Here is a 26,424-nt window from a genome sequence, read left to right on the forward strand (position 1 = left end):
CCCCTGTTTCATGTCGGTCGGTTTGCCTAGACTCTTATACAAGACTTCGCGAAACGGCAGCACACCGCTCCGCTTCGCAAACAGCATCCTCACCGTCCGATTCGACTCATCAGGCAACGCACCGTATCAAGGAGCTCATCATGTCGCGACACCAACAGGCGCAGGAACTGCAACAGCAATGGGAAACCGATCCGCGCTGGAAAGGCATCAAGCGCAGCTACACCGCTGACGACGTGGTTCGCCTGCGCGGCTCGATCGCCGTCGAGCACACGCTGGCCAAGCGCGGCGCGCAAAAGCTGTGGAGCCTCATGAACGAAGAGCCGTTCGTCAACGCGCTCGGCGCGCTGACCGGCAACCAGGCGATGCAGCAGGTGAAGGCCGGCCTCAAGGCGATCTACCTGTCGGGCTGGCAAGTGGCCGGCGACGCGAACGTCGCGGGCGAAATGTACCCGGACCAGTCGCTGTACCCGGCGAACTCGGTGCCGCTCGTCGTCAAGCGCATCAACAACACGCTGACGCGCGCCGACCAGATCCAGTGGTCCGAAGGCAAGAACCCGGGCGACGAAGGTTACGTCGACTACTTCGCGCCGATCGTCGCGGATGCGGAAGCCGGCTTCGGCGGCGTGCTGAACGCGTTCGAACTGATGAAGGCGATGATCGAGGCAGGCGCGTCGGGCGTCCACTTCGAGGACCAGCTTGCATCGGTGAAGAAGTGCGGTCACATGGGCGGCAAGGTGCTCGTGCCGACGCGCGAGGCCGTCGCGAAGTTGTCGGCGGCGCGTCTGGCCGCGGACGTGATGGGCACGCCGACCGTGCTGGTTGCACGCACCGACGCGGAAGCAGCGGACCTGATCACGTCCGACATCGACGACAACGACAAGCCGTTCCTGACGGGCGAGCGTACGGTCGAAGGCTTCTTCCGCACGAAGCCGGGCATCGATCAGGCGATCTCGCGCGGCCTCGCGTATGCGCCGTACGCCGATCTGGTCTGGTGCGAAACCGGCAAGCCGGATCTCGAGTACGCGAAGAAGTTCGCGGAAGCGATCCACAAGCAGTTCCCGGGCAAGATGCTGTCGTACAACTGCTCGCCGTCGTTCAACTGGAAGAAGAACCTCGACGACGCCACGATCGCGAAGTTCCAGAAGGAACTGGGCGCGATGGGCTACAAGTTCCAGTTCATCACGCTGGCCGGCTTCCATGCGCTGAACTACTCGATGTTCAACCTCGCGCACGGCTATGCCCGCACGCAGATGAGTGCGTTCGTCGAACTGCAGCAGGCCGAGTTCGCGGCGGCCGACAAGGGCTTCACGGCCGTCAAGCACCAGCGCGAAGTCGGCACCGGCTACTTCGACGCGGTGACGCAGACGGTCGAGCGCGAGGCCTCGACGACCGCGCTGCACGGCTCGACCGAGGACGAACAGTTCTTCGACGGCAAGAAGGTCGCGTAACGCGCGCAAGCGTCACGCCGATGCCCGCCCGTCACGCGACGGCGCGGCATCGGCTGCACCGAACAAAAATCAGGGAGGAGACGGCAGGCGCGCGGTGACCCGCGCGACCCGCCGCGCGCGGCCCTCGGCCGCCTGCAACGACGCGCGCCGGCTTCGTCCGGCGCGCCCTTTTTCAGCGGCGCTGCCGTGCCGCCGCCCGCGCGGCCACGGACGACGTCACCGCTACCGATAGACGATCACCGGAATTTTCGTATGGGTCAGCACGCGCTGCGTCTCGCTGCCGATCAGCAGGCTGCCGAGCCCGCGGCGTCCGTGGGACGCCATGAAGATCACGTCGCAGCCGCCGCGTTCGGCCGCCTCGATGATGCCGAGATACGGCGACGGATGCACGCTCGTCCAGCTGTCGCAGACGACGCCGGCCGCCTTCGCGGCCGCCTGCACCTCGTCGAGGTGCGCGCGCGCCTCGCGCTCGCTGCGCGCCCGGAAATCGGCGGGCGGCTCGATGATCACTTCGGAAAACGGCGAGTACGGATACTGCGGCAGACACGCGTAGGCCGTGACCTGCGCGCCGACCGCGCGCGCCAGGTCGATCGCGCCGTCGATCGCCTTCTGCGACAGTTCGGAACCGTCGGTTGGAACGAGGATGTGCCGGAACATCGCGCCCTCCTTCGTCAGACGCACCGCGCGCGCCGCGAACCCATGCGAGCCGGCCCCGGCGTGTCGCGCATGCCAGTTTCGATTGTAGTGCGCGAAACCGGGCGGCCGGCGCCGTCAGCGGGTTCGCCCTCATATCGGAAACGCGCGGGCGGCCGCGCGCTACTCGCCCCAATATCCGGGCCGCTCGTACGTATGTTTCAGGTAATCGAGAAACAGCCGCACGCGCAGCGGCAGGTGGCGGCGCTGCGGAAACACCGCGTGGATACCGATCGGCGGCGCCGCGAACGCATCGAGCACGCTGACGAGCCGGCCGGCCGCGATGTCGCCGCCGACCTCCCACCACGATCGCCATGCCAGGCCGTAGCCGGCGAGGCACCACTCGTGCAGCACCGCGCCGTCCGAGCATTCCATCGTACCGTTCACGCGGATCAACACGACCTTGTCGCCTTCCTGGAACGCCCAGCCGCGCTGCTGGTTCGCGTTCGCGGCCAGCGCGAGGCAGTTGTGGCGCGCGAGTTCGGCGAGCGTGGCGGGCGTGCCGCGCCGCGCGAGATACGCCGGAGACGCGACGCACACGCGCCGGTTCTCGCCAAGCTTCAGCGACACCAGCGACGAATCGGGCAGCTCGCCGAGCCGTACCGCGCAATCGAACCCTTCGTTGACGAGGTCGACCATCCGGTCGGACAGGTCGAGCGTGACCGACACGTCCGGATGCGCGCCGCTGAATTCGGGCACGAGCGGCGCGACGTGACGCCGCCCGAAGCCCGCCGGCGCGGAAATGCGCAGGTGGCCGCTCGCCTTCACGCCGCCGGCGGACACGCTCGCTTCCGCGTTCTGCATGTCGTTGATGATCCGCTGGCAATCCTCGAGGAAGGCCGAACCCTCGAAGGTCAGCGTGAGCTTGCGGGTCGTACGCACCAGCAGCTTGACGCCGAGCCGCTCCTCGAGCGCGTCGAGGCGGCGGCCGATGATCGCCGGCGCGACGCCTTCCGCGTGCGCGGCCGCCGACAGGCTGCCCTTCGCCGCGACCGCGGCGAACGTTTCGATCTGTTTGAACCGGTCCATAACTGTAAAGGACGGCCATCCCGCCCTTCAATTAACTTAAGCCGCTCCAGATTATGTATATGAAAGTAAAAGATCAAGTGATGATTAGCGTCTTTTTTAGTACATGTGATCACGAATAGAATCGACCCGACCTCTGAAACTGGAGCGCAAGGCTATGTCGGCCACAACGACACTCTCCTCTCCCGACGCAATCCTCTTCGACGCATTCGGCACGTTGTTCGACGTGCATGCGGTCGTGGCCGCGGCGGAGCAGATGTTTCCCGGCCACGGGGAGCGGTTGTCGCAGCTGTGGCGACGCAAGCAAATCGAATACTCGCAGTTGCGCACGCTCGCCGATCCGGCCGGCGCCCGCTATCGCCCGTTTCGCGACATCACGCTCGACGCGCTGCGCTTCGCCGCGCGCGTGCTCGGCCTCACGCTGAACAGCGCGGCCGAGAAACGGCTGATGGACGAATACGCGTGCCTGTCCACCTACCCCGACACGCTGCCCGCGCTGCGCAAGCTGCGCGCGCTCGACCCACGCCCGCCGCTCGCGATCCTGTCCAACGGCAACCCGGAAATGCTCGACATCGCGATCAAGAGCGCCGGCATGACCGGGTTGTTCGATCGCGTGCTGTCGGCCGACACCGTGCGCGCGTACAAGCCGAGCCCGGCCGTCTACCCACTCGGCACCGCGGCGTTCGGCGCGAACGCGCGCGACATCGTGTTCGTGTCGTCGAACGCGTGGGACGTCGCCGGGGCCGCCTGGTTCGGCTACACGACGTTCTGGCTCAATCGCACGGGCGCGCCCGCCGAGGAACTCGGCGCGCCCCCCGACGGCACCGGCAGCGGCATGGCCGATCTGCTCGCCTTCCTCGCCACCCCGGCTCCGTCCGGCAGACCCGCGAACCGCGCGCGCCCCGGCCCGGGCGCATGACGGTCGCGGCGCTGCCGCCTTCCCCCTTCACCGAAACCGCAACTGACCGACCAAGGAGATGAGACTCATGAGCACCCCGATCACGCTGCCGCAAGGCATGGCGATCACCGGCGAAATCAAGCCGGGTTACGAAGCAATCCTGACGCCTGACGCGCTCGCACTCGTCGCGGCGCTGCACCGCACGTTCGAGCCGCGTCGCCAGGCGCTGCTGCAGGCCCGCGTCGAACGCACCAAGCGCCTCGACGCCGGCGAACGCCCCGATTTCCTGGCCGACACGAAGGCGATCCGCGAAGGCGACTGGAAGGTCGCGCCGCTGCCGGCCGACCTGCAATGCCGCCGTGTCGAGATCACGGGCCCCGTCGAGCGCAAGATGATCATCAACGCGCTGAACTCCGGCGCCGACTCGTACATGACGGACTTCGAGGATTCGAACGCGCCGAGCTGGACGAACCAGATCGACGGCCAGATCAACCTGAAGGACGCGGTGCGCCGCACGATCTCGCTCGAGCAGAACGGCAAGTCGTACCGGCTGAACGACAAGGTCGCGACGCTGATCGTGCGTCCGCGCGGCTGGCATCTCGACGAGAAGCACGTGACGGTGGACGGCCAGCGCGTGTCCGGCGGCATCTTCGATTTCGCGCTGTTCCTGTTCCACAACGCGAAGGAACTGATCGCGCGCGGCTCGGGCCCGTACTTCTACCTGCCGAAGATGGAAAGCCATCTCGAGGCGCGCCTGTGGAACGACATCTTCGTCGCGGCACAGGAAGCGGTCGGCGTGCCGCGCGGCACGATCCGCGCGACGGTGCTGATCGAGACGATCCTCGCCGCGTTCGAGATGGACGAGATCCTGTACGAGCTGCGCGAACATAGCTCGGGCCTGAACGCCGGCCGCTGGGACTACATCTTCTCGGCGATCAAGAAGTTCAAGAACGACCGCGACTTCTGCCTGGCCGACCGCGCGAAGATCACGATGACGGTGCCGTTCATGCGCGCGTACGCGCTGCTGCTGCTGAAGACCTGCCACAAGCGCAACGCGCCGGCCATCGGCGGGATGAGCGCGCTGATTCCGATCAAGAACGATCCGCAAGCGAACGAGAAGGCAATGGGCGGCGTGCGCTCGGACAAGCAGCGCGACGCGACCGACGGCTACGATGGCGGCTGGGTCGCGCACCCGGGCCTCGTGCCGATCGCGATGGAGGAATTCGTCAAGGTGCTCGGCGACAAGCCGAACCAGATCGCCAAGCAGCGCGACGACGTGCAGATCGAGGGCAAGAACCTGCTCGACTTCCAGCCTGAAGCGCCGATCACCGAGGCCGGCCTGCGCAACAACATCAACGTCGGCATTCACTATCTCGGCGCGTGGCTCGACGGCAACGGCTGCGTGCCGATCCACAACCTGATGGAAGACGCGGCCACAGCCGAAATCTCCCGCTCGCAGGTATGGCAGTGGATCCGCTCGCCGAAGGGCGTGCTCGACGATGGCCGCAAGGTCACGGCGGAACTCGTGCGCGAATTCGCGAAGGCCGAGCTCGACAACGTGAAGCGCTCCGTCGGCGGCAACACGCAGCCCTACGAGCGTGCGGCGGCGATCTTCGAACAGATGTCGACGTCGGAAGGCTTCACCGAATTCCTGACGCTGCCGCTGTACGAGGAAATCTGACGACGCGGGCCGGGTCCTGCCGGCCCGGTCGTGCCCAACCTGCCCGCCGCCGGTCGCACCGGCCGGTGGCATGAAAAAAGCGCCCGGCTGGGCGCTTTTTCTTTGCGGTGCCGCGGTCTGCGCAGGCGTTCAGGCGGCTTCCCGCTCGCGCCGGTGCTGCACCCAGTCGCCCGATGCGATGCGCGGACGGTCGGCTGCCGCATGCGCGGCGACCGGATAGTAGACGCACGCGTACGTACGGCCGCCGAGCTGGACGGTCACCGGCTCCTGCCGGAACAGCGTGTCGACGCCCGGATAGACGCGCTCGATCTCGTCGAGCACGGGCATCAACTGCTCGTCGATCTCGTAGACGTCGCCCCATACGAGCGACTTTCCGGCCGGCCCGGCGATCATGCCCGGGTACGTGCCGAAATCGTACAGTTCGCCCGGCAGCGCGGCCGCACCGAGCAGCGTCGGCGCGGCGATCCCGTGCCGCGCGGCCGCATGGCCGATGTCGTTGGCTTCTCCCGCTCTCAACGTGCCGTAGACGAATACGTAGCGCATCGTGGTTCTCCTCTTCGATTCAGGTGTTGCCATGCCGGGCCGTCGCGGTCGCGCCGCGGGCACCGGCGTCTTCAGGGCGTTCGGGGCGCCGCTCGCGCGACAACGCGCCCGCATCGGTAGACCGCGCTCGCGGCCCGATGTTTTTGGCCCGACGCGTCGTGCAGGCCCAAACTTGCGCGTGGCCGGAATGCGCGCGGCCCCATACAAAGTTCATTTGAACGGTGCATTATCGGCCGAAAAACCGCCGCATGCGCCTGCGCGGCGCCTTCTAAAATAACGGCATCGCCGCCGCGCCGACCGAGTCGTCCATGAATCCGCCTGCCCAAGCCGACACATCGAACCCCTACGACGTCATCGACATCCCGCCCGAGTTCGCGCCGACCCGCGTCCATCCGATGCGCGTGCGGGCGCGGCAGGTGGATGCCGGCCGCCGGATCCCGCTGCACACGCATGCGTGGGCGCAGCTCGCGTACGCGTCGCGCGGCGTGCTGCGCGTCGCGACGACCGGGACGACGTGGATGGTGCCGCCGTCCCGCGCGATCTGGGTGCCGCCGCACGTCACGCATGAAGTCGTGATCGTCGAGGACGCTTATCTGCGCACGCTGTATATCGACGAGTCGATCGTGCCGGACGGGCTCGATGCATGCCGGGTGGTCGAGGTGACGGGCTTGCTGCGCGAACTGATCGTCGCGCTCGATGCGCGCGACCTGAGCGATGCGCGCGAGCGGCTGCTGTGCGGGCTCGTGCTCGACGAGCTGAGCCGCGCCGAACCGCTGCCGCTCGCGGTCCCGATGCCCGACGAGAAACGGCTGCGCATGCTGTGCGAGTCGGTGCTCGCGCAACCGGCGCATGCGGAATCGCTCGAGCACTGGGCAAGCGAGGTCGGCGCGAGCACGCGCACGATTTCGCGGCTCTTCAAGCAGGAACTGGGCGTGAGCTTTTCGCAGTGGCGGCAGCAGGCGCTGCTCGCGCGCGCGATCCCGCTGTTGAACCAGGGGCGTCCGCTGTCGCATATCGCGCGCGAACTCGGCTACCAGAGCCAGAGTGCGTTTTCGGCGATGTTCCGGCGCGCGTTCGGCGAAAGCCCGCGCGCGTTCATGCTGCGCGGCTACGAGCACCGCGGCGCGGAAGACGGCATCGCGACGGACGACGCCCTCGACGACGACGACGCGTTCGGCACCGCCCGCTGACGCTCTCCGCGCTGCACCGTTATTCGCTCAGACCGTACGCACCATGTGGCGGATCGAGCCGAGCTGCGCGAGCCTCGGCCCGGTGACGCGGTAGCCCATGCGCTGGTAGAGCCGCGCGGCCGGATTGTCGACGAACACGCGCAACTGCAGTTCGTGCAGCCCGCGGGCGCGCGCCCAGCGCAGCGACATGTCGAGCATGTAGGTGCCGGCGCCCTGGCCGCGATGACCGGCTGCAATCTGCACGTCACGGATGTGCAGCGAATCGCCCTCCTCGGTCACGCGCAGCACGCCGATGCGTTCGCCGTCGGCTTCCAGGATGAAGTTTTCGGATTCGCGCCAGCTCGCATAGAACAGGTCGCTGCGCCAGACGAGTCCATGGCGCTTGTAATAGCCGCCCATGTTGCCGTGCGTGAGCGCCTCGGCAAACGGAAAATCGCCAGGCTCCGCGGGCCGGAGCTGATACAGCAATCGCAGGTCGGTCGGATCGAGCATCGCGCGGGGGTCAAGAACGCATCCCGCCACGATAGCGCAGTCGCGGGCGGATGCAATCGCGAATTTCTCGTAGCGGTGCCCGCAGCGGGCGCGAACGGAAACACAAATGAAAAAGCCCGCACAAGGCGGGCTTCTTCATTTTCTGGCGGAGCGGACGGGACTCGAACCCGCGACCCCCGGCGTGACAGGCCGGTATTCTAACCAACTGAACTACCGCTCCAGTTTTGCTTTTTGCCTGGCAGGCGTCGGTTACTTCCTGCCGGCGCATCGTTTGTTCGAACGACGCCGAAATCTGGCGTCCCCTAGGGGATTCGAACCCCTGTACTCACCGTGAAAGGGTGATGTCCTAGGCCTCTAGACGAAGGGGACAACGTACTGCTTACATCTTTAATACAAAAGCCCGTTCAAAGCGTTCATTTGAACGGGCTTGTTCTGGCGGAGCGGACGGGGCTCGAACCCGCGACCCCCGGCGTGACAGGCCGGTATTCTAACCAACTGAACTACCGCTCCAGCTTTCTGCACCACCACCCGCAGGACCACGTTCACGTCCTGCAAGCGTTGCGACACTTCTACGAAACGCCGCTGAATCCTGGCGTCCCCTAGGGGATTCGAACCCCTGTACTCACCGTGAAAGGGTGATGTCCTAGGCCTCTAGACGAAGGGGACAGCGTACTGCTTACATCTTTAATACAAAAGCCCGCTCAAAAACGTCTTGAACGGGCTTCGTTCTGGCGGAGCGGACGGGACTCGAACCCGCGACCCCCGGCGTGACAGGCCGGTATTCTAACCGACTGAACTACCGCTCCAACTTTCTGCACCGTTACCTGCAGGACGTCGGTTACGACCTGCAAGCCTCGCGACACTTCTACGAAACGCCGCTGAATCTGGCGTCCCCTAGGGGATTCGAACCCCTGTACTCACCGTGAAAGGGTGATGTCCTAGGCCTCTAGACGAAGGGGACATAATCTTTTCAGATCTGTCTGACTTTCGCTATTCATTCACCGCAACAGCGAAGGCCGAAATTCTAACTGCTTTAAATCATTTTGTGAAGCATTTATTACTACTGCCACTGCTTCACAAATCAATCCATTCTGCTCTGATGGTGGAGGTAAGCGGGATCGAACCGCTGACCTCTTGCATGCCATGCAAGCGCTCTCCCAGCTGAGCTATACCCCCTTGCAGAACAGAAATGAGATTATATGGACCGATTTTGAACTTGTAAATACCCTTTTTGCGATTGGAGCGAAATTTTTTGCGAAGCCGCGCCGCCTTCACGCGCGGACGGCCTCGCTCCCGCCCCAACCTCAGGCCAGCGCGGCCTCGATACGCGACACCACGACATCGCGACCGAACAGCACGAGCACCGCGTCGATCGACGGCGTATGCGTCGTGCCCGCCACCAGCAGGCGCACCGGCATCGCGAGCTGCGGCATCTTCAGCTTGTGCGTGCCGAGCGTCGCCTTCAGCGCCGCGGACACGGCTTCCTTCGTCCAGTCGGCCGCCTTCAGTGCTGCGGCGAGGTCGGCCAGCGCCGGACGCACCGCATCGGTCACGTGCTGCGCGAGTGCGTCGGCGTCCGGCGCCGGCACACGGTAGAACATCGCGGCGCCTTCGGCGATCTCCTTGACCGTCGTCGCGCGATCCTTCATCAGGCCGACCACCGCGTCGAGCGCCGGGCCCGTCGCGATCGCCGCGTCCTCGATGCCGAGCGCGTCGAGGAACGGCTTGGCCAGCGCGGCGAGGCGCGCGTTGTCGGCTTCCTTGATGTAGTGGGCGTTCAGCCAGCTCAGCTTGCTGTGGTCGTACTGCGCGGGCGACTTGCCGAGATGCTCGAGGTCGAACCATTCGACGAACTGTTCGCGCGTGAAGATTTCAGCGTCGCCGTGCGACCAGCCGAGACGCGCGAGATAGTTGACGACGGCCTCCGGCAGGAAGCCGGCGTCACGGTAAGCCGTCACGCTCATCGCGCCATGCCGCTTGCTCATCTTCTCGCCCTGCTCGTTCAGCACGGTCGGCAGGTGCGCATAGACGGGCGGCTCGCCGCCGAGCGCGCGCAGGATGTTGATCTGGCGCGGCGTGTTGTTCACGTGGTCGTCGCCACGGATCACGTGCGTGATGTTCATGTCCATGTCGTCCACGACCACGCAGAAGTTGTAGATCGGCGTGCCGTCCGGGCGCGCGATCACGAGGTCGTCGAGTTCCTCGTTCGAGATCTCGACACGGCCCTTCACCGCGTCTTCCCACACGACCGTGCCGGTCAGCGGGTTGCGGAAACGCAGCACCGGCTTCACGCCGGCCGGCGGCTCGGGCAGCACCTTGCCCGGCTCCGGACGCCACGTGCCGTCGTAGCGCGGCTTCAGGCCGGCCTCGCGCTGGCGTTCGCGCAGTGCGTCGAGCTCCTCGGCCGACATGTAGCACGGGTACGCGAGGCCCTGCTCGAGCATCTGCGCGAGCACCTCGCGATAGCGGTCCATCCGCTGCATCTGGTAGATCGGGCCTTCGTCGAAATCGAGGCCGAGCCACTGCATCCCTTCGAGGATCGCGTCGACGGCTTCCTGCGACGAACGCTCGACGTCGGTATCCTCGATACGCAGCACGAACGTGCCCTTCATCTTGCGGGCGAACGCCCACGGATAGAGCGCGGAGCGGATGTTGCCGAGGTGGATGAAGCCGGTGGGACTCGGCGCGAAGCGGGTACGGACAGGACGGGTCATAAACGGTAACTCGAACGCCTGGGGCGCATGAATGATTCGACGCGGGATCGACGGCGGCAGCCCGGACAGCAATGGGGCCGGCCGCGCCCGGAACGGGAAAGAAGCCGGAATTATACTCGCGCCGGTCTTCGCGCCAAGCGCGCCGCTTGCTTTATGATGTGCGCGCCGCGGCCGCCAGCCGGCGCCGCGCCGGCCGCCCGGATTCCGCCGCACGGCCGCTCGGAACCTATCGCCGCCGCGGGCCGCACGGCCCGCCGCCAAGCCGCCGGAGAATCAATCGATGTCGTCCCCTCGCCTGTCGCGCCGTCACTTCACGATCGCGTGCGCGTCCGCCAGCCTCGCCGCCTGTACGTCGTTCGGCGACAAATCCCGTCCCGCGCAGTCGCAGGAAAAACCCGTGAAGATCGGCATCGCGCTCGGCGGCGGCGCCGCCCGCGGCTTCTCGCACATCGGCGTGCTGAAGGCGCTCGAGGCACGCGGCATCCCGGTCGAGCTCGTCGCGGGCACAAGCGCCGGCTCGGTGGTCGGCGCGCTCTACGCGTCCGGGATGACCGCGCTGCAGATCAACAAGATCGCGCTCGACATGGATCAGGCGGCGATCAGCGACTGGGCGCTGCCGTTCCGCTCGCGCGGCTTGCTGCAGGGCGTCGCGCTGCAGAACTTCCTGAACAAGACGCTCAACAACCGGCCGATCGAGAAGATGGCGAAGCCGCTCGGCATCGTCGCGACGGATCTGCAGAGCGGCCAGCCGATCCTGTTCCAGCAGGGCAATACGGGCCTCGCGGTGCGCGCGTCGTGCAGCGTGCCGTCGGTGTTCGAACCGGTGAGGATCGGCAACCGCGAGTACGTCGACGGCGGCCTCGTGAGCCCGGTGCCCGCGTCGTTCGCGCGCAAGATGGGCGCGAGCTTCGTGATCGCGGTCGACATCTCGGCGCGGCCGGACGGCGCGGCGACCAACAACCCGATCGAGATGCTGCTGCAGACCTTCACGATCATGGGCCAGACGATCAAGTCCTACGAGCTCGACAAGTACGCAGACGTCGTGATCCGCCCGAACCTCGCGGCGATGGGCGGCAGCGACTTCAACCAGCGCAACGCGGCCATCCTCGCGGGCGAGGAAGCCGTCGCGCGCATCATGCCCGAACTGCAGCGCAAGCTCGCGGCGGCCCGCGGCGTCGCGGCGGTGTAATCGGACGCAACGCGGTGCGCGGCGCATGACGGCGCACGCACCGCCCGCGGTGACACTTCCGCCCGCCGGTTCCACGTGCCCCAAAACAAAAAACCCTGCCGCCTTTCGGTGACAGGGTTTTTTCGATTCGGCGGAGCGCCGGCGAGCGTCAGTTGCTGCCGTTCGCGTCGTCGCCGATCGTCGCGCGCACGCGCTGGCGCAGGTCGTCGGCCTTCATCGGAAACTCCGATTCGAGCCGGCGTGCGCCGGTGAACCGCTTTTCCCAGTAGCCGTTGTCGAGATCGTCGACGCGAATGGTGCTGCCCGTCGACGGCGAATGCACGAACTTGTTGTCGCCGATATAGATGCCGACGTGCGAGAACGTACGGCGCATCGTGTTGAAGAACACGAGGTCGCCCGGCTTGAGGTTGCTCATGCTGACCTTCTCGCCCACGCGGCTCATTTCTTCCGCACGGCGCGGCAGCGACATGCCGAGCGTGTCCTGGAACACGTAGCGCACGAAGCCGCTGCAGTCGAGGCCCGAATCCGGCGAGTTGCCGCCCCAGCGATAGCGCACGCCGATCATGTTGAGCGCGCCGACGACCACGTCGCCTGCCTTGCCCGCCATGCCGGCGAGGAACGACTTCGCACCGCCGCTGGACGGCTGCGCGCTGGTCTGCTGGAGGGAGGAACCCGACCCGATCTGAGTCGAATTGCTGGCATTCTGGCTAAAACTGCTGACTTCGTCGGCGAACGCGCCGGGAGCTGCTGCGAACAGGGCGCCGATGAAGAGCCCGGCGATGGTGCGCGCGCATGCCTGGGTCAAGGATCGATGCTGCATTGGGCGATGGAATTTGCTTAAAAATCAGCTGATTGGCGGAAAATTTCGGTCGATACTAGCCAGCGCGTAATCGTTTGTCAAAACAAATTAATAAATACAATCGAGATGATCAGACCATTGGCGGCCTATCACGCTTTCCAGACCGCTTTCAACAGCTTTTGTGTGTAAGGATGTGACGGTCTGGCGAAGATCTCGGCGACCTCTCCCGACTCCACGACGACCCCCTCCTGCATCACCGCGACGCGGTGCGCCATCGCGCCGATCACCTCCAGGTCGTGGCTGATGAACACATAGCCCAGGTTGTATTTCTGTTGCAAATTCGCGAGCAGTTTCAGCACCTGCTGCTGGATCGACACGTCGAGCGCGGACGTCGGTTCGTCGAGGATCAGGATGCGCGGCTCCAGCACGAGCGCGCGCGCGATCGCGATCCGCTGGCGCTGGCCGCCCGAGAATTCATGCGGATAACGATGCAGCACCGTGCGGTCGAGCCCCACTTCGCGCAGCACGGCCAGCGACTTCGCGCGGCGCGCGTCCGGCGTCAGTTCCGGTCGATGCAGTTCGAGCCCCTCGCCGACGATCCGCTCGATCGTGTGACGCGGAGAAAGTGAACTGAAGGGATCCTGAAAGACGACCTGCATGTTCGAGCGCAGCGCGGTCTGTTCCCGGCCGCGATAGGTCGACAGCGCGCGCCCCTGGAATTCGATTTCGCCGTGCGCCGTCTTCTGCAGCCCGAGCAGCGCCATCGCGAGCGTCGACTTGCCGGACCCCGATTCGCCGACGATGCCGAGCGTCTCGCCCTGCCGCACCGACACTGATACATCCGCGACCGCCGTCACGGGCACCGTGCCGAACCAGCCCGCGAAGCCCGGCCGCTTGCGCGCGAACTGCACGCTGACGTGGCGCGCGTCGAGCACCACGGGCGCAATCGGCATCACCGGCACGACCGCGCGCTGCGGGCGGCTGTTCAGCAGCCGCTGTGTATACGGATGTTCCGGCTGCGCGAAGATCCGCTCGACCGGCCCGCTTTCGACCAGCTTGCCGCGCTCCATCACCGCGACCCGATCGGCGAAGTGCCGCACGAGGTTCAGGTCGTGCGTGATCAGCAGGATCGCCATCCCGCGCTTTTCCGCCTCCTCGCGCTGCAGTTCGAGCAGCAGGTCGACGATCTGCGCGCGGATCGTCACGTCGAGCGCGGTGGTCGGCTCGTCCGCGAGCAGCAGGCGCGGCCGGCACGCGAGCGCCATCGCGATCATCGCGCGCTGCCGCTGGCCGCCCGACAGCTGGTGCGGGTAGCTGTCCACGCGTTTCTCCGGCTCCGCGATGCCCGTGCGCGCCAGCAGCGCGATCGCGCGCTTGCGCGCCTCGGCCGCCGTCACGCCGTCGTGCAGCACGATCGTCTCGCCGATCTGCGCGCCGATCGTATACAGCGGGTTGAGCGCCGTCATCGGCTCCTGGAAGATCATCGCGATGTCCGAGCCGCGCAGCCCGCGCATCTCGCGCTCGCTCTTGGCTGCGAGGTCTTGTCCGGCCAGGCGGATCGTGCCGCTCACGTCGGCATCGCGCAGCAGCCGCAGGATCGCCAGCGCGGTCACGCTCTTGCCGGACCCCGACTCGCCGACGAGCGCGACGCGCTCGCCGCGACCGATCGCGAGCGTCACGTCGTCGACGGCCACCGTGTCGCCGAAGCGCACATGCAGATGCTCGAGCGACAGCAGCGGCTCGCCCGATTTCGCTACGACCGTGTCGCTCATCGCTGGCCTCCCGCCGCGCGCACCGAGTCGGCGATCCGCGTGTCGAGCGCGTTGCGCAGCGCGTCGCCCATGAAGGTCAGCAGCAGCAGCGTCGTGACCAGCACGCCGAACGTCGACAGCGAGATCCACCACGCGTCGAGGTTGCCCTTGCCCTGCGCGAGCAGTTCGCCGAGGCTCGGCGTCGGCGGCGGCACGCCGAGCCCGAGGAAGTCGAGGCTCGTGAGCGCGAGGATCGCGCCGCTCATCCGGAACGGCAGGAACGTGATCACGGGCGTCAGGCTGTTCGGCAGCACGTGGCGCCAGATGATCTGCCAGTTCGTGAGCCCCATCGCGCGGGCCGCGCGCACGTAGTCCTGGGTACGGTTGCGCAGGAATTCGGCGCGCACGTAGTCGGCCAGGCCGATCCAGCCGAACAGCGACAGCAGCACGATCAGCAGCAGGAAGCTCGGCTCGAAGATCGACGCGAAGATGATCAGCAGGTACAGCTCCGGCAGCGAACTCCAGATCTCGATCAGCCGCTGTCCGACGATGTCGATGCGCCCGCCGAAGAAACCCTGCACCGCGCCCGCGGCGATCCCGAGCAGCGTGCCGATCACGGTCAGGATCAGCCCGAACTCGACCGATACGCGGAACCCGTACACGAGCCGCGCGAGCAGGTCGCGCCCCTGCGCATCGGTACCGAGCCAGTTCTCGCGCGACGGCGGCGCCGGGTTCGGCACGCTCGAGAAGTAGTTCAGCGTGTCGTAGTAATAGCGGTTCGGCGGATAGACGACGAAGTTGCCCGGCGCCTCGAGCCGCTTGCGCACGTACGGATCGAGATAGTCGGCCTGCGCCGGGAAGTCGCCGCCGAAGGTCGTCTCGGGGTACGCATGGAACATCGGGAAATAGTAGTGATCGTCGTAGCGCACGACGAGCGGCTTGTCGTTCGACCACAGCGGCGCCGCGAGGCTCGCGGCGAACGCGACGAAGAAGATCACGAAGCTCCAGTAGCCGAGGCGCTGCTGGCGAAAGCGCTGCCAGACGCGGCGCGCGGGCGACGGCGACACGCGCGCACGCGCGGCGTCGACGCGGGACGACACGACGGCCCGGTTCATCGCGATCCTCGCCCGATCACGCCGGGCATGCGGATGGCTCGTTTCATGTCAGCGCTCCAGGTTGTCGAATTGAATGCGCGGGTCGACCCACACGTAGCAGAGATCGGAGACCAGCTTGGTCGCGAGCCCGATCAGCGTGAACAGGTACAGCGTGCCGAGCACGACCGGGTAGTCGCGCCGCACGACCGACTCGTACGACAGCAGCCCGAGGCCGTCGAGCGAGAACAGCGTCTCGATCAGCAGGCTACCCGTGAAGAACGCGCCGATGAACGCGGCCGGGAAGCCGACGATCAGCGGCAGCATCGCGTTGCGGAACACGTGCTTCCACAGCACGGTGCGCTCGGCGAGGCCTTTCGCGCGCGCGGTCAGCACGTACTGCTTGCGGATCTCGTCGAGGAACGCGTTCTTCGTGAGCATCGTGATGACCGCGAAGCTGCCGACGACCGACGCCGTGATCGGCAGCGCGATGTGCCACAGATAGTCGAGCACCTTGCCGGCGACCGACAGCTGCGCAAAGTTGTCCGACGTGAGCCCGCGCAGCGGGAACAGCTGCCAGAACGAGCCGCCGCCGAACAGCACGAGCAGCAGCACGCCGAGCACGAAGCCCGGGATCGCATAGCCGACCAGCACGACGAGGCTCGTCGCGACGTCGAACGGCGAGCCGTTGCGCACGGCCTTCGCGATGCCGAGCGGCACGGAGATCAGGTAGGTGACGAAGAACGTCCACAACCCGATGCTGATCGACACCGGCAGCTTCTGCACGATCAGCGACCACACGCTCTGGTGGCGGAAGTAGCTGTCGCCGAGATCGAAGCGCGCGAAGCGCTCGAGCATCAGCCAGTAGCGCTCGAGCGGCGGCTTGTCGAAGCCGTACAGCGCCTTGAGCTGCGCGAGCTGCTGCGCGTCGACGCCCGTATGCGCACGCATCCCGAACGGCGTCGCGCCCTGCTCCGTCGCGCCCTTGCGCAGTTCCTGCACGGCCTGTTCGACCGGGCCGCCCGGCACGAACTGGATCACGGCGAACGTGAGCGTGAGCACGCCGACGAGCGTCGGGATCATCAGCAGCAGGCGTTTGAGGATGTAGCTCCACATAGGGTGGCGACTCGCGATCGATAGGCTGGGTTGAACGAAGGGCCGGCGTGCTTCAGTGGCCGGGCTTGGCCCACCAGGTCGACACGACCCAGCCCTCGGCCGAATAGTACAGCGGCAGCGTTTGCGGATAGCCGAGCGTGCGCTTGTAGGCGATCCGGTGCGTCGTGCTGTACCACTGAGGCACCGCGTAATAGCCGTGCATCAGCACGCGGTCGAGCGCATGCGTCGCGTCGAGCAGCTCGTCGCGCGTCTGCGCGGTGCCGAGTGCATGCAGCAGCGCGTCGACGGCCGGCGACTTCAGGCCGATGAGGTTGTCGGAGCCCGGCTCGTCGGCGAACTTGCTGGCGTAGCGCGAGAACTGCTCGGCACCCGGCACCTGCACGCCCGGCAGGCGGACCGTCGTCATGTCGTAGTCGAACGCGTCGAGCCGCTTTTGCAGCAGCGCGTAATCGGCCGTACGAAAGCGCGCGTCGATGCCGAGCTTCGCGAGATTGCGCCGAAAGGCCGTCACGATGCCTTCCATCGCCGCGCCCGAATCGTCGAGGATCTCGAACTCGAACGGCTCGCCCTGCGCGTTGCGCAGCGCGCCGTCACGGTAGGTCCAGCCGGCCTGCGCGAGCAGCGCGCGCGCCTTCAGCAGGTTCGCGCGCAGCGAGCCCGGCGGGTTCGTGCTCGGTTGCGAGACCATCGGGCCGAACACCGCCGGATCGAGCTGCGCGCGCAGCGGCTCCAGCAGCTTCAGCTCGCCGGGGCCCGGCGTGCCGGTCGCCTGCAGGTCGGTGTCGGCGAAATAGCTGTCGAGGCGCGTGTACGCGCCATAGAACAACTGGCGGTTCAGCCATTCGAAGTCGAACGCGAGATCGAGCGCCTGGCGCACGCGCACGTCGCGAAACAGCGGCCGGCGCTGGTTCATGAAGAAACCCTGCATGCCCGCGCCGTTGTGCTGGCGGAATTCGCGCTTGACGAGCTCGCCGCTGTCGAAGCGCTTGCCGACGTCGCGCCGCGCCCAGTTGCGCGCGATGTATTCGACCAGCACGTCGTACTCGCCGGCCTTGAACGCCTCGAGCCGCGCGACGCCGTCGCCGTACAGCTTGTAGACGATCCGCTCGAAGTTGTGGGTGCCGACCCGCACCGGCAGGTCGGCGCCCCAGTACGCGGGATTGCGCCGGTACGTAATGGTGCGGCCGTTGTCGTGGCGCTCGATCAGATACGGGCCGCTGCCGATCGGCTGCTCGAACGCGAGCTGGTCGAACGGAATCCGCGAACCGTCCGCGCGCAGCCCCCACTTGCGCGAGAACACCGGCACGCCGCCGGCGATCAGCGGCAGCTCGCGGTTCGGGCTGCGGAATTCGAACCGCACGGTCGCGCGGTCGATCACGACGGCCTTCGCGATTTCAGCGAAATACGCGCCGAACTGCGGCGCGGCCTGCTTGCTCTTGAGCGTGTCGAACGAAAACCTGACGTCGTCGGCCGTGACCGGGTCGCCGTTCGAGAAGCGCGCGCGCGGGTTCAGGTGGAACGTGACCGAGCGGCGGTCCGGTGCGATCTCGATGTCGTCGGCGAGCAGCCCGTAGGCGGACGCCGGCTCGTCCGAGCTGCCGGTCGTGAGGCTCTCGAACAGCATGTCGATGCCCGGCGCGGTGTTGCCGCGCATCGTGAACGGATTGAACTTGTCGAACGACGTCAGCCGGCTCGGATTAGCTAGCACGAGCGTGCCGCCCTTCGGCGCATCCGGGTTCACGTAGTCGAAATGCTTGAAGCCCGGCGGATATTTCGGCTCCCCGTACTGCGCGATCGCATATGCCGCATGCGCGGCCGTCGCGGCCAGTACCGCCTGTATTGTCCATACCGCCGCGGTGCGGCCGGCGGCGCGGACCGCCTGCGCGGCACCGGAACGGATGCGCGCGGCGGTGGTCCGGGGCGAACCCTTCGTCATAGAGGCCCTGTCGGTCGATTGGGGGATGGAATGTAGGTCGATTCTACCCATTCAATTCGACGCCGAGCCAACTTGCTCGCGCGCGTGCGTGACGTCACCGCGCCGCGGCCTCCGCGCGGGGGCGGCGCGGGCAAAAGAAAACCGCCACGCGGGCGGTTTTCTTTTGATGCGGCGCACGCGTCAGGCCTGCGCCATGTGCACTGTTTGTCGATCAGCGCCAGCCGTTGTGGCGGCCGTTGTCCCAGTGACCGTGACGACGCTCGTCGCCCCAGCCCCGGCCGTGATGGCGATACCACTCGTCGCGCCCCCAGTAGCGGCGGCCGTCCCAGTAGCGATCGCCGTGCCAGCCGATCACGATCGCCGGGGCCGGCGCATAGACAGGCGCCGGTGCATAGACAGGCGCCGGTGCATACACGGGCGCCGGCTGGTAGACGACCGGCGGAGGCGGCGGCGCATACACGGGCGCAGGTGCGACGTAGACCGGAGCCGGCACGCCGACGTTGATCCCGACATTGACTCCCGCCATTGCTGCGCCCGACACGAGCAAGGCCGTCATACCGGTCAAGAGCGAGGCAACACGCAAAGTCTTCATGGATTCCTCTTCGAGTTGTTTCATGTGTGATTCGACTATAGCGGCAAGCGCCGTGCCCGCATATTTCAAGTTTGTAAGAACTGATGCGCGGGATGGCAACCGGAAGCGCAGCTAACGTCTTGTAACAATTGGCGGCGCGCCGCCGTACCCGCTTGCCCGGGGCCGGCTTGCCGAGTCGGCCGCCCGCCCTCTTCGCCCCTTCCGCCCGTTCCTAAAACATCTTTCATTCTGGCCCGCGCCCGGCGTTAAGCAGCGCCACGCACACTGCGCGAGCCGATGCGGGTTCACGCCGCGCTTCGGCACCTCGCTGACAGGCCGGCGCCCCGCGCCGGCGGAGACCTCGCCGATGCTGAAACTCGTCCGACTCGCGCTCGCGCGCCCCTATACGTTCATCGTCCTTGCGCTGCTGATCCTGATCGCGGGACCGCTCGCGGCGCTGCGCACGCCGACCGACATTTTCCCCGACATCCGGATTCCGGTCATCAGCGTCGTGTGGAATTACGCGGGCCTGCAGCCGGCCGACATGGCCGGGCGCATCGTCACGTACTACGAACGCACGCTCGGCACGACGGTCAACGACGTCGCGCACATCGAGTCGCAGTCGTTCCGCAGCTTCGGGATCGTCAAGATCTTCTTCCAGCCGAGCGTCGACATCCGCACCGCGACCGCGCAGGTCACGTCGATCTCGCAGACGGTGCTCAAGCAGATGCCGCCCGGCACCACGCCGCCGCAGATCCTCAACTACAACGCGTCGACCGTGCCCGTGCTGCAGCTGGCGCTGACGAGCGACACGCTCAACGAGCAGCAACTCGGCGACTACGCGACCAACGTGATCCGGCCGCAACTGCTGTCGGTCGCCGGCGTCGCGATTCCGTCGCCGTATGGCGGCAAGGTGCGCCAGGTGCAGATCGACCTCGATCCGCAAGCGCTGCAGGCGAAGGGGCTGTCCGCGCAGGACGTCGCGACCGCCCTCGCGCAGCAGAACCAGATCATCCCGGCCGGCACGCAGAAGATCGGCCGCTTCGAGTACAACATCCGCCTCAACGACAGCCCGCTGACCATCGACCAGCTCAACGCGCTGCCGATCCGGACCGTCAACGGCGCGGTGATCTTCATGCGCGACGTCGCGCACGTGCGCGACGGCTTTCCGCCGCAAGGCAACATCGTGCGCGTCGACGGCCGCCGCGCGGTGCTGATGAGCATACTGAAAAGCGGCTCGGCGTCGACGCTCGACATCATCGCCGGCGTGAAGGCGCAGTTGCCGCGCATCGAGGCGACGCTGCCGCCGTCGCTCAGGCTCGTCGTGATGGGCGACCAGTCGGTGTTCGTCAAGGGCGCGGTGAGCGGCGTCGCGCGCGAAGGGCTGATCGCCGCCGCGCTCACGTCCGCGATGATCCTGCTGTTCCTCGGCAGCTGGCGCTCGACGCTGATCATCGCCGCGTCCATTCCGCTCGCGGTGCTGGCGGCGATCGCCGCGCTCGCCGCCGCGGGCGAGACGCTCAACGTGATGACGCTCGGCGGGCTCGCGCTCGCGGTCGGCATTCTCGTCGACGATGCGACCGTCACGATCGAGAACGTGAACTGGCATCTCGAACAAGGCAAGGACGTGCGCAGCGCGATCCTCGACGGCGCGTCGCAGATCGTCGCGCCCGCGTTCGTGTCGCTGCTGTGCATCTGCATCGTGTTCGTGCCGATGCTGCTGCTCGACGGCGTCGCGCGCTTCCTGTTCGTGCCGATGGCCGAAGCCGTGATCTTCGCGATGATCGCGTCGTTCGTGCTGTCGCGCACGTTCGTGCCGATGATGGCGCGCTACCTGCTGCGCCCGCATGCCGCCCATCCGGCGGCCGTGCTCGCGCCGCACGGCGCACCATTCCCGACACCGCGATCGCGCAATCCGCTCGTCGCGTTCCAGCAGGGCTTCGAGCGCCGCTTCGCGGCCTTGCGCACCGGCTACCGTGCGGTGCTCGGCCTCGCGCTCGCGCACCGCGCGCGCTTCGTCGTGCTGTTCCTCACGGCGGTCGCGCTGTCGTTCGTCCTGGTGCCGGGGCTCGGCCGCAACTTCTTCCCGTCGGTCGATGCGGGCGAAATCGCGCTGCACGTGCGCGCGCCGATCGGTACGCGCATCGAGGAAACGGCCGCGCTGTTCGATCGCGTCGAGCGCACGGTGCGCGGCGTAGTGCCGCCGCGCGCGCTCGCGAGCATCGTCGACAACATGGGGCTGCCGAACAGCGGGATCAACCTAACGTACAGCAACAGCGGCACGATCGGCCCGCAGGACGGCGACATCCTCGTGTCGCTCACCGGCGAGCACGCGCCGACCGCCGACTACGTGAAGCAGCTGCGCACCGTGCTGCCGCGCGCGTTCCCCGGCGTCACGTTCTCGTTCCTGCCTGCCGACGTCGTCAGCCAGATCCTCAACTTCGGCGCGCCCGCGCCGATCGACGTGCAGGTGACGGGCCCCAATCTGGCGGCGAACCGCGCGTATGCGACCGAGCTGCTGCGGCGCATCCGCACGGTGCCGGGCGTCGCCGACGCGCGCGTGCAGCAGGCGTCGACCTATCCGCAGTTCACGGTGTCGGTCGACCGCGCGCTCGCCGCGCAGCTCGGCATCACCGAGCAGGACGTCACCAATGCCGTCGTCGCGAGCCTGTCCGGCACGAGCCAGGTATCGCCGACCTACTGGCTCGATCCGCACAACGGCGTGTCCTACCCGATCGTCGCGCAGACACCCCAATACCGGATGACGTCGCTGTCGGACCTGCGCGCGCTGCCCGTCACGGGCCGCTCGGGCGCGCCGCAATTGCTCGGCGGCCTCGCGACGATCGTACGCGGCCAGACCGACGCGGTCGTGTCGCACTACGACATCGCGCCGCTGGACGACATCTTCGCGACGACCCAGGACCGCGATCTCGGCGCGGTCAGCGCCGACATCGCGCGCGTGCTCCACGCAAGCGCGGCCGACCTGCCGAAAGGGTCGCGCGTGACCGTGCGCGGCCAGGTGCAGACGATGAGCAGCGCGTTCGGCGGGCTGCTCGCGGGCCTTGCCGGCGCGGTGCTGCTGATCTATCTGCTGATCGTCGTGAACTTCCATTCGTGGCGCGACGCGTTCGTGATCGTGAGCGCGCTGCCCGCGGCGCTCGCCGGCATCGTGTGGATGCTGTTCGTCACGCGCACGCCGCTGTCGGTGCCGGCGCTGACGGGCGCGATCCTGTGCATGGGCGTCGCGACCGCGAACAGCATCCTGGTCGTCACGTTCGCGCGCGAGCGGCTCGCGCATACGGCCGACGCGACCGTCGCCGCGCTCGAGGCCGGCTTCACGCGCTTCCGGCCCGTGATGATGACCGCGCTCGCGATGATCATCGGCATGGCGCCGATGGCACTCGGCCTCGGCGACGGCGGCGAACAGAACGCGCCGCTCGGCCGCGCGGTGATCGGCGGCCTGCTCTGCGCGACCGTCGCGACGCTCGTGTTCGTGCCCGTCGTGTTCAGCCTCGTCCATCGGCGCGACCGCGCGCCCCACTCCGAATCCCCGTCCCTCACTCCGGGAGAACAGCATGTCCACTGAATTCGACGTCCGTCCCCCCGCCACACCGCGTTACCTGAAACCGCTCGCGATCGCCGGCGTGATCGCGGCACTCGCCGCCGCAGCAGCCGGCATCGTCGAACGCGCGCACGATGCGCGTGAAGTCGCCGCGTGGACCGCCAGCCAGGCGATCCCGACCGTCGCGACGATCACGCCGCAGCCGGCCGCGGCCGATGCGCTGGTGCTGCCAGGCCGCCTCGACGCGTATGTCGACGCGCCGATCTACGCGCGCGTGCCCGGCTACCTGCACGCGTGGTACGTCGACATCGGCGCGCACGTGAAGGCCGGCCAGTTGCTCGCGTCGATCGACACGCCCGACCTCGACCAGCAGCTGCAGCAGGCGCGCGCCGACCTGCAAAGCGCGACCGCGAACGAACGGCTCGCGGCCGTCACCGCCGCGCGCTGGTCCGAGATGCTCGTGCAGGATTCGGTGTCGCGGCAGGAGGCCGATGAGAAGCGCAGCGATCTCGATGCGAAACGCGCGGCCGTGGCCGCCAGCACGGCGAACGTGCGGCGGCTCGAGGCGCTCGAATCGTTCAAGCGCCTCACCGCGCCGTTCGACGGCGTCGTGACCGCGCGCAAGACCGATGTCGGCGCGCTGATCGACGCGGGCAGCGGCAACGGCGCCGAACTCTTCACCGTCTCGGATGCACGGCGGCTGCGGCTCTACGTCCATATTCCGCAGGACGACGCGGGCGCGATCCGTGCGGGCATGCATGTCGCGCTGACCGTCCCCGAGCGTCCCGGCACGACGTTCGATGCGACGCTCGCCGATTCCGCCCAGGCGATCGATCCGGCTTCCGGCACGCTGCTCGCGCAGTTCTCGATCGCGAACCCGGCAGGCACGCTATTCCCGGGCGAATACGCGCAGGTGCGGATCGCGGTGGCCAACGCCGCGCACGCGCTGACGATTCCGGCGAGCACGCTGATCTTCCGTCACGACGGGTTGCAGGTCGCCGTGCTCGACGCGACCGGGCATGCGCGCTTGCGCCACGTATCGATCGCGACCGATCTCGGCACGCGCGTCGAGATCGCGTCCGGGCTCGCAGTGAGTGACCGCGTGATCGACAATCCGCCCGATTCGCTCGCGGACGGGGACCCGGTACGCATCGCCGCCACCGCGACGAAGGAGCCTGCGCATGGCTGACCGTACGCTCGCTGCATGGCTCGGCAGCGTCGCGCTGCTCGCCGGCTGTTCGTTCGCGCCGACGTATCACGCGCCGGCCGTGCCGGTGCCGGCCGCGTTTCGCGAAACCGGCCCGTGGGTCGATGCCGCCCCGGCCGATCGCCTGCCGCGCGACGGCTGGTGGCGCGTGTACGGCGACGCGACACTCGACCGGCTCGAGCCGCTCGTCGCACGCGCGAATCCGGACCTCGCCGCCGCCGTCGCACGGCACGACGAAGCGGCCGCCTTGTTCGACGAGGCGCATGCCGCGTTGCTGCCGACCCTCGGCATCGGCGCCGAGACCGACCGCGACCGGCAGTCCGCGCGCCGGCCGCTGCGCGGCAGCGGGCAGCCCGACGTCTACGAATCGAACACGCTCGCCGCCGGGCTCGGTTACGACATCGATCTGTGGGGCAAGGTCCGCAACACGGTCGCCGCCGGCCGCGACAACGCGCAAGCCGCGGCCGATGATCTCGCGTCCGTCCAGCTCAGCCTGCAGGCCCGCGTCGCCAGCACCTACTTCGATCTCGCGGGACTCGATCGCGAAGCGGACTCGCTCGCGCAGACGATCGATGCATATCGCCGTGCATGGCAACTGACGGTCAGCCGCCATCACGGCGGCCTCGCATCGGGGCTCGACGTGTCGCGCGCGCAAACGCAGCTCGCGCTCGCGCAGGCGCGCGCATCCGACATCGCCGCGCGCCGTGCGCTCGACGAGCATGCGATCGCCGTGCTGGTCGGCGTATCCGCGTCGACGTTCTCGCTGCCGGCCGCCGCCGCGCTGCCCGCCGTGCCGTCGATTCCGACCGGGCTCGCGTCGACGCTGCTCGAACGCCGCCCGGACATCGCCGCCGCGGAACGCCGCGTCGCGGCCGCGAACGCACGGATCGGCGTTGCGCGCGCCGCGTACTTCCCGGACCTGTCGCTCGGCCTCGACGCGGGCTTCCAGAGCGACACGTTCTCGCCGTGGCTCGCCGCACCGAACGAAATCTGGTCGATTGGGCCGCGGCTCGCGACGACACTGTTCGACGGCGGCCTGCGTGCGGCGGGTGTACGCCACGCGCGCGCGCAGTTCGCCGAACAGGGCGCACGTTACCGAAGCGTCGTACTGGCGGCGTTCCGCGAAGTCGAGGACGATCTCGCGCTGCTGCACCGGCTCGGAGACGAATCGGCCCAGGACGACGCCGCGCTCGTCGCGGCGCGGCAGTCGCTCGCGCTTGCGATGTCGCGCTATCGCGACGGCGCCGTCAGCTATCTCGACGTGGTCACCGCGCAGACGACCGAGCTCGATACGCAGATCGCGGCCCTCGACGTCGATGCCCGACGCCTGCAGGCGTCCGTCGCGCTGGTACGCGCGCTCGGCGGCGGCTGGCGCGACGCGCGTTCATGAACGTTTCTTCATCGGCGCGCCCGGTGCCCGACGCAGCGCGCTCGATAACGTGTGGCCTGCCGGCTTCGCATTCGCGACGCCGGTGTCCGCCCTTCGCAAAGGATCACGCCATGAAGACACTGCTGTTCGCCACCCTGCTCTGCGCCCTCTGTGTCGCGCTGCCCGGCCGTGCCGCCGCATCGCAATCCGCCGCGGCGAGCGCGCCGCAAACGCTTGCGTCGACCGCCCCCGCGCGGGCGTCATCGCGCGATGCGTGGAATGCACCGCCGGTGACGCCGCTCACGCGCGCCCAGGTCTATCGCGAGCTCGTTCGCGCCCAACGCGACGGCCAGCTCGCGCAGCTCAACCGCGAGCTTTATTCGCACTGATTGCGCCGCAACGGCGACGCCGCGCGCGATGCCGCCGGCGTCCGTTCGGCGTTCGCCGTTCTCAAGCCCGACCGATACCGCATCGTCACCCGCCGGCATCGAACCTGAATCCGAATCGCGCAACCGTCTCGATGCGCGCGGAAAACGCGTGCGCGACGAGCTTGCGCCGCAGCCGCACGACCAGCGCATTGACGGTTTCCGGTTCGATGTCGGCTTCACCCCATGCGTAACGCAGCACGGCATCGCGCCCGACCGGTCGCCCCGCTTCGCGCAGCAGGCATTCGACGACACGGAATTCGCGTGCGCTGAGTGCGAGCCTGCGGCCGCGCTCCTCGAGCGCGCGCGTGGCCGCGTCGAGCCGCACCGACTCGCGCAACGCGATGACGCCCGCGCGACGCCACAGCGCGCGCAGGCGTTCGTGCAGTTCCACGAACGAACACGGCTGGGCAAGGCACACGTCGCAGCCGGCCTGCAGCATCCGCGCCCGCCGTGCGGGCGTCGCACCGACGACGAGTACTGCGATCGTCGCGCCGCCGGCCGACGCGGCAAGCCGCGGCAACATGTCGAGCAGCACGGCCCCGGCAGCCGCATCGGGTTCGACCAGCACGATCGCGTCGAAGCGGTCCTGCGTGGCCGCGAAGCAGCCGTCTCGCCACTCGTCGACGCGCTCCACACCGTGCGTGCTTTCGCGGAACGCCTTGTCGAGCCGCGCCGCCTCGGGCGTCGGGGGTGAAATCAGCAGGATGCGCATCGACCGTT

Annotated in this window: 21 protein-coding genes and 7 tRNA genes; 9 read left to right on the forward strand and 19 right to left on the reverse strand. The window is 67.7% G+C overall.

Translation table 11 applies throughout. The annotated features are described in order from the left end of the window. The first annotated feature begins 140 nt into the window (after positions 1-140). Complete coding sequence (gene aceA / locus ACP26O_RS10425) at positions 141-1,448, forward strand: isocitrate lyase (RefSeq protein WP_175664918.1); 1,308 nt, start codon at positions 141-143, stop codon at positions 1,446-1,448. Between the two features lie 222 nt (positions 1,449-1,670). Here the strand turns inward: aceA and ACP26O_RS10430 are convergent, their stop codons facing one another. Together ACP26O_RS10430 and ACP26O_RS10435 are read right to left on the reverse strand one after the other, a co-directional pair. Continuing rightward, on the reverse strand, positions 1,671-2,105 hold the full coding sequence (locus ACP26O_RS10430; protein WP_006755353.1) for a universal stress protein: 435 nt from the start codon (positions 2,103-2,105) through the stop codon (positions 1,671-1,673). Positions 2,106-2,264: 159 nt separating this feature from the next. Continuing rightward, positions 2,265-3,170, reverse strand: a complete 906-nt coding sequence (locus tag ACP26O_RS10435) for a LysR family transcriptional regulator (protein WP_175664919.1) — start codon at positions 3,168-3,170, stop codon at positions 2,265-2,267. 154 nt (positions 3,171-3,324) lie between these two features. Here ACP26O_RS10435 and ACP26O_RS10440 point away from each other — a divergent pair, with 154 nt between their 5' ends. Next, positions 3,325-4,086: a haloacid dehalogenase type II gene (locus tag ACP26O_RS10440; RefSeq protein WP_426356238.1), complete on the forward strand. Its 762-nt coding sequence runs from the start codon at positions 3,325-3,327 to the stop codon at positions 4,084-4,086. A gap of 67 nt (positions 4,087-4,153) precedes the next feature. Beyond that, positions 4,154-5,746 (forward strand): malate synthase A, encoded by a 1,593-nt coding sequence (gene aceB, locus ACP26O_RS10445; RefSeq protein ID WP_011657313.1) that lies wholly within the window; start codon positions 4,154-4,156, stop codon positions 5,744-5,746. Positions 5,747-5,875: 129 nt separating this feature from the next. Here the strand turns inward: aceB and ACP26O_RS10450 are convergent, their stop codons facing one another. Beyond that, positions 5,876-6,289 (reverse strand): gamma-glutamylcyclotransferase family protein, encoded by a 414-nt coding sequence (locus ACP26O_RS10450; protein ID WP_175664920.1) that lies wholly within the window; start codon positions 6,287-6,289, stop codon positions 5,876-5,878. A 308-nt stretch (positions 6,290-6,597) separates the two neighbouring features. Here ACP26O_RS10450 and ACP26O_RS10455 point away from each other — a divergent pair, with 308 nt between their 5' ends. Next, positions 6,598-7,479: an AraC family transcriptional regulator gene (locus ACP26O_RS10455; RefSeq protein WP_011657315.1), complete on the forward strand. Its 882-nt coding sequence runs from the start codon at positions 6,598-6,600 to the stop codon at positions 7,477-7,479. Positions 7,480-7,506: 27 nt separating this feature from the next. Here the strand turns inward: ACP26O_RS10455 and ACP26O_RS10460 are convergent, their stop codons facing one another. From ACP26O_RS10460 to gltX, 9 genes are all read right to left on the reverse strand, one after another. Further along, on the reverse strand, positions 7,507-7,971 hold the full coding sequence (locus tag ACP26O_RS10460) for a GNAT family N-acetyltransferase (protein WP_006762691.1): 465 nt from the start codon (positions 7,969-7,971) through the stop codon (positions 7,507-7,509). A 143-nt stretch (positions 7,972-8,114) separates the two neighbouring features. Next, positions 8,115-8,191: transfer RNA gene (locus ACP26O_RS10465), tRNA-Asp, on the reverse strand. 73 nt (positions 8,192-8,264) lie between these two features. Next, positions 8,265-8,340, reverse strand: a tRNA-Glu gene (locus ACP26O_RS10470). A 64-nt stretch (positions 8,341-8,404) separates the two neighbouring features. Beyond that, positions 8,405-8,481, reverse strand: a tRNA-Asp gene (locus tag ACP26O_RS10475). Between the two features lie 80 nt (positions 8,482-8,561). Further along, positions 8,562-8,637 (reverse strand) — tRNA-Glu (locus tag ACP26O_RS10480). A 63-nt stretch (positions 8,638-8,700) separates the two neighbouring features. After that, positions 8,701-8,777: transfer RNA gene (locus ACP26O_RS10485), tRNA-Asp, on the reverse strand. 79 nt (positions 8,778-8,856) lie between these two features. Beyond that, positions 8,857-8,932 (reverse strand) — tRNA-Glu (locus tag ACP26O_RS10490). Between the two features lie 139 nt (positions 8,933-9,071). Next, positions 9,072-9,147 (reverse strand) — tRNA-Ala (locus ACP26O_RS10495). 128 nt (positions 9,148-9,275) lie between these two features. Beyond that, positions 9,276-10,685 carry a glutamate--tRNA ligase gene (gene gltX / locus ACP26O_RS10500; protein ID WP_175664921.1) on the reverse strand — a complete coding sequence of 470 codons (1,410 nt, stop codon included), beginning with the start codon at positions 10,683-10,685 and terminating at the stop codon, positions 9,276-9,278. A 280-nt stretch (positions 10,686-10,965) separates the two neighbouring features. Between gltX and ACP26O_RS10505 the strand changes: the two genes are divergently transcribed. Continuing rightward, positions 10,966-11,874 carry a patatin-like phospholipase family protein gene (locus ACP26O_RS10505; RefSeq protein WP_175664922.1) on the forward strand — a complete coding sequence of 303 codons (909 nt, stop codon included), beginning with the start codon at positions 10,966-10,968 and terminating at the stop codon, positions 11,872-11,874. A 148-nt stretch (positions 11,875-12,022) separates the two neighbouring features. On the opposite strand, the gene ACP26O_RS10510 is transcribed toward ACP26O_RS10505, so the two are convergent. The 6 genes from ACP26O_RS10510 to ACP26O_RS10535 all read right to left on the reverse strand — a co-directional run bounded on the left by ACP26O_RS10510 (position 12,023) and on the right by ACP26O_RS10535 (position 19,159). Then, on the reverse strand, positions 12,023-12,694 hold the full coding sequence (locus ACP26O_RS10510) for a C40 family peptidase (protein WP_006754535.1): 672 nt from the start codon (positions 12,692-12,694) through the stop codon (positions 12,023-12,025). A gap of 128 nt (positions 12,695-12,822) precedes the next feature. Next, positions 12,823-14,445: an ABC transporter ATP-binding protein gene (locus ACP26O_RS10515; RefSeq protein WP_175664924.1), complete on the reverse strand. Its 1,623-nt coding sequence runs from the start codon at positions 14,443-14,445 to the stop codon at positions 12,823-12,825. Further along, a complete protein-coding gene (locus ACP26O_RS10520; protein WP_011657319.1) occupies positions 14,442-15,539 on the reverse strand; it encodes an ABC transporter permease in 1,098 nt (365 codons plus the stop codon). Before ACP26O_RS10520 ends, ACP26O_RS10515 begins: the two co-directional genes overlap by 4 nt. A gap of 48 nt (positions 15,540-15,587) precedes the next feature. Next, positions 15,588-16,631: a microcin C ABC transporter permease YejB gene (locus ACP26O_RS10525; RefSeq protein WP_006760699.1), complete on the reverse strand. Its 1,044-nt coding sequence runs from the start codon at positions 16,629-16,631 to the stop codon at positions 15,588-15,590. A gap of 52 nt (positions 16,632-16,683) precedes the next feature. Next, on the reverse strand, positions 16,684-18,567 hold the full coding sequence (locus tag ACP26O_RS10530) for an extracellular solute-binding protein (RefSeq protein ID WP_175664925.1): 1,884 nt from the start codon (positions 18,565-18,567) through the stop codon (positions 16,684-16,686). 211 nt (positions 18,568-18,778) lie between these two features. Beyond that, entirely contained in the window at positions 18,779-19,159 is a 381-nt protein-coding gene (locus tag ACP26O_RS10535) for a hypothetical protein (RefSeq protein WP_011657322.1), read from the reverse strand. Between the two features lie 346 nt (positions 19,160-19,505). On the opposite strand from ACP26O_RS10535, the gene ACP26O_RS10540 reads away from it, so the two are divergent. The 4 genes from ACP26O_RS10540 (at position 19,506) to ACP26O_RS10555 (ending at position 25,665) form a co-directional block, all read left to right on the forward strand. Further along, positions 19,506-22,724, forward strand: a complete 3,219-nt coding sequence (locus ACP26O_RS10540; RefSeq protein WP_175664926.1) for an efflux RND transporter permease subunit — start codon at positions 19,506-19,508, stop codon at positions 22,722-22,724. Next, complete coding sequence (locus ACP26O_RS10545; RefSeq protein WP_175664927.1) at positions 22,714-23,889, forward strand: efflux RND transporter periplasmic adaptor subunit; 1,176 nt, start codon at positions 22,714-22,716, stop codon at positions 23,887-23,889. The genes ACP26O_RS10540 and ACP26O_RS10545 overlap by 11 nt, the downstream gene beginning before the upstream one ends. Further along, positions 23,882-25,297, forward strand: a complete 1,416-nt coding sequence (locus tag ACP26O_RS10550) for an efflux transporter outer membrane subunit (protein ID WP_175664928.1) — start codon at positions 23,882-23,884, stop codon at positions 25,295-25,297. The genes ACP26O_RS10545 and ACP26O_RS10550 overlap by 8 nt, the downstream gene beginning before the upstream one ends. A gap of 110 nt (positions 25,298-25,407) precedes the next feature. Further along, positions 25,408-25,665, forward strand: coding sequence for a DUF4148 domain-containing protein (locus ACP26O_RS10555; RefSeq protein ID WP_175660498.1), 258 nt, complete (start codon positions 25,408-25,410; stop codon positions 25,663-25,665). Between the two features lie 85 nt (positions 25,666-25,750). Here ACP26O_RS10555 and ACP26O_RS10560 read toward each other — a convergent pair whose 3' ends face one another. Next, on the reverse strand, positions 25,751-26,416 hold the full coding sequence (locus ACP26O_RS10560) for a response regulator transcription factor (protein ID WP_012364174.1): 666 nt from the start codon (positions 26,414-26,416) through the stop codon (positions 25,751-25,753). Between the last annotated feature and the right edge of the window lie 8 nt (positions 26,417-26,424).

Source organism: Burkholderia sp. R-40 (genome assembly GCF_049942845.1).
GTDB classification, from domain to species: domain Bacteria; phylum Pseudomonadota; class Gammaproteobacteria; order Burkholderiales; family Burkholderiaceae; genus Burkholderia; species Burkholderia ambifaria.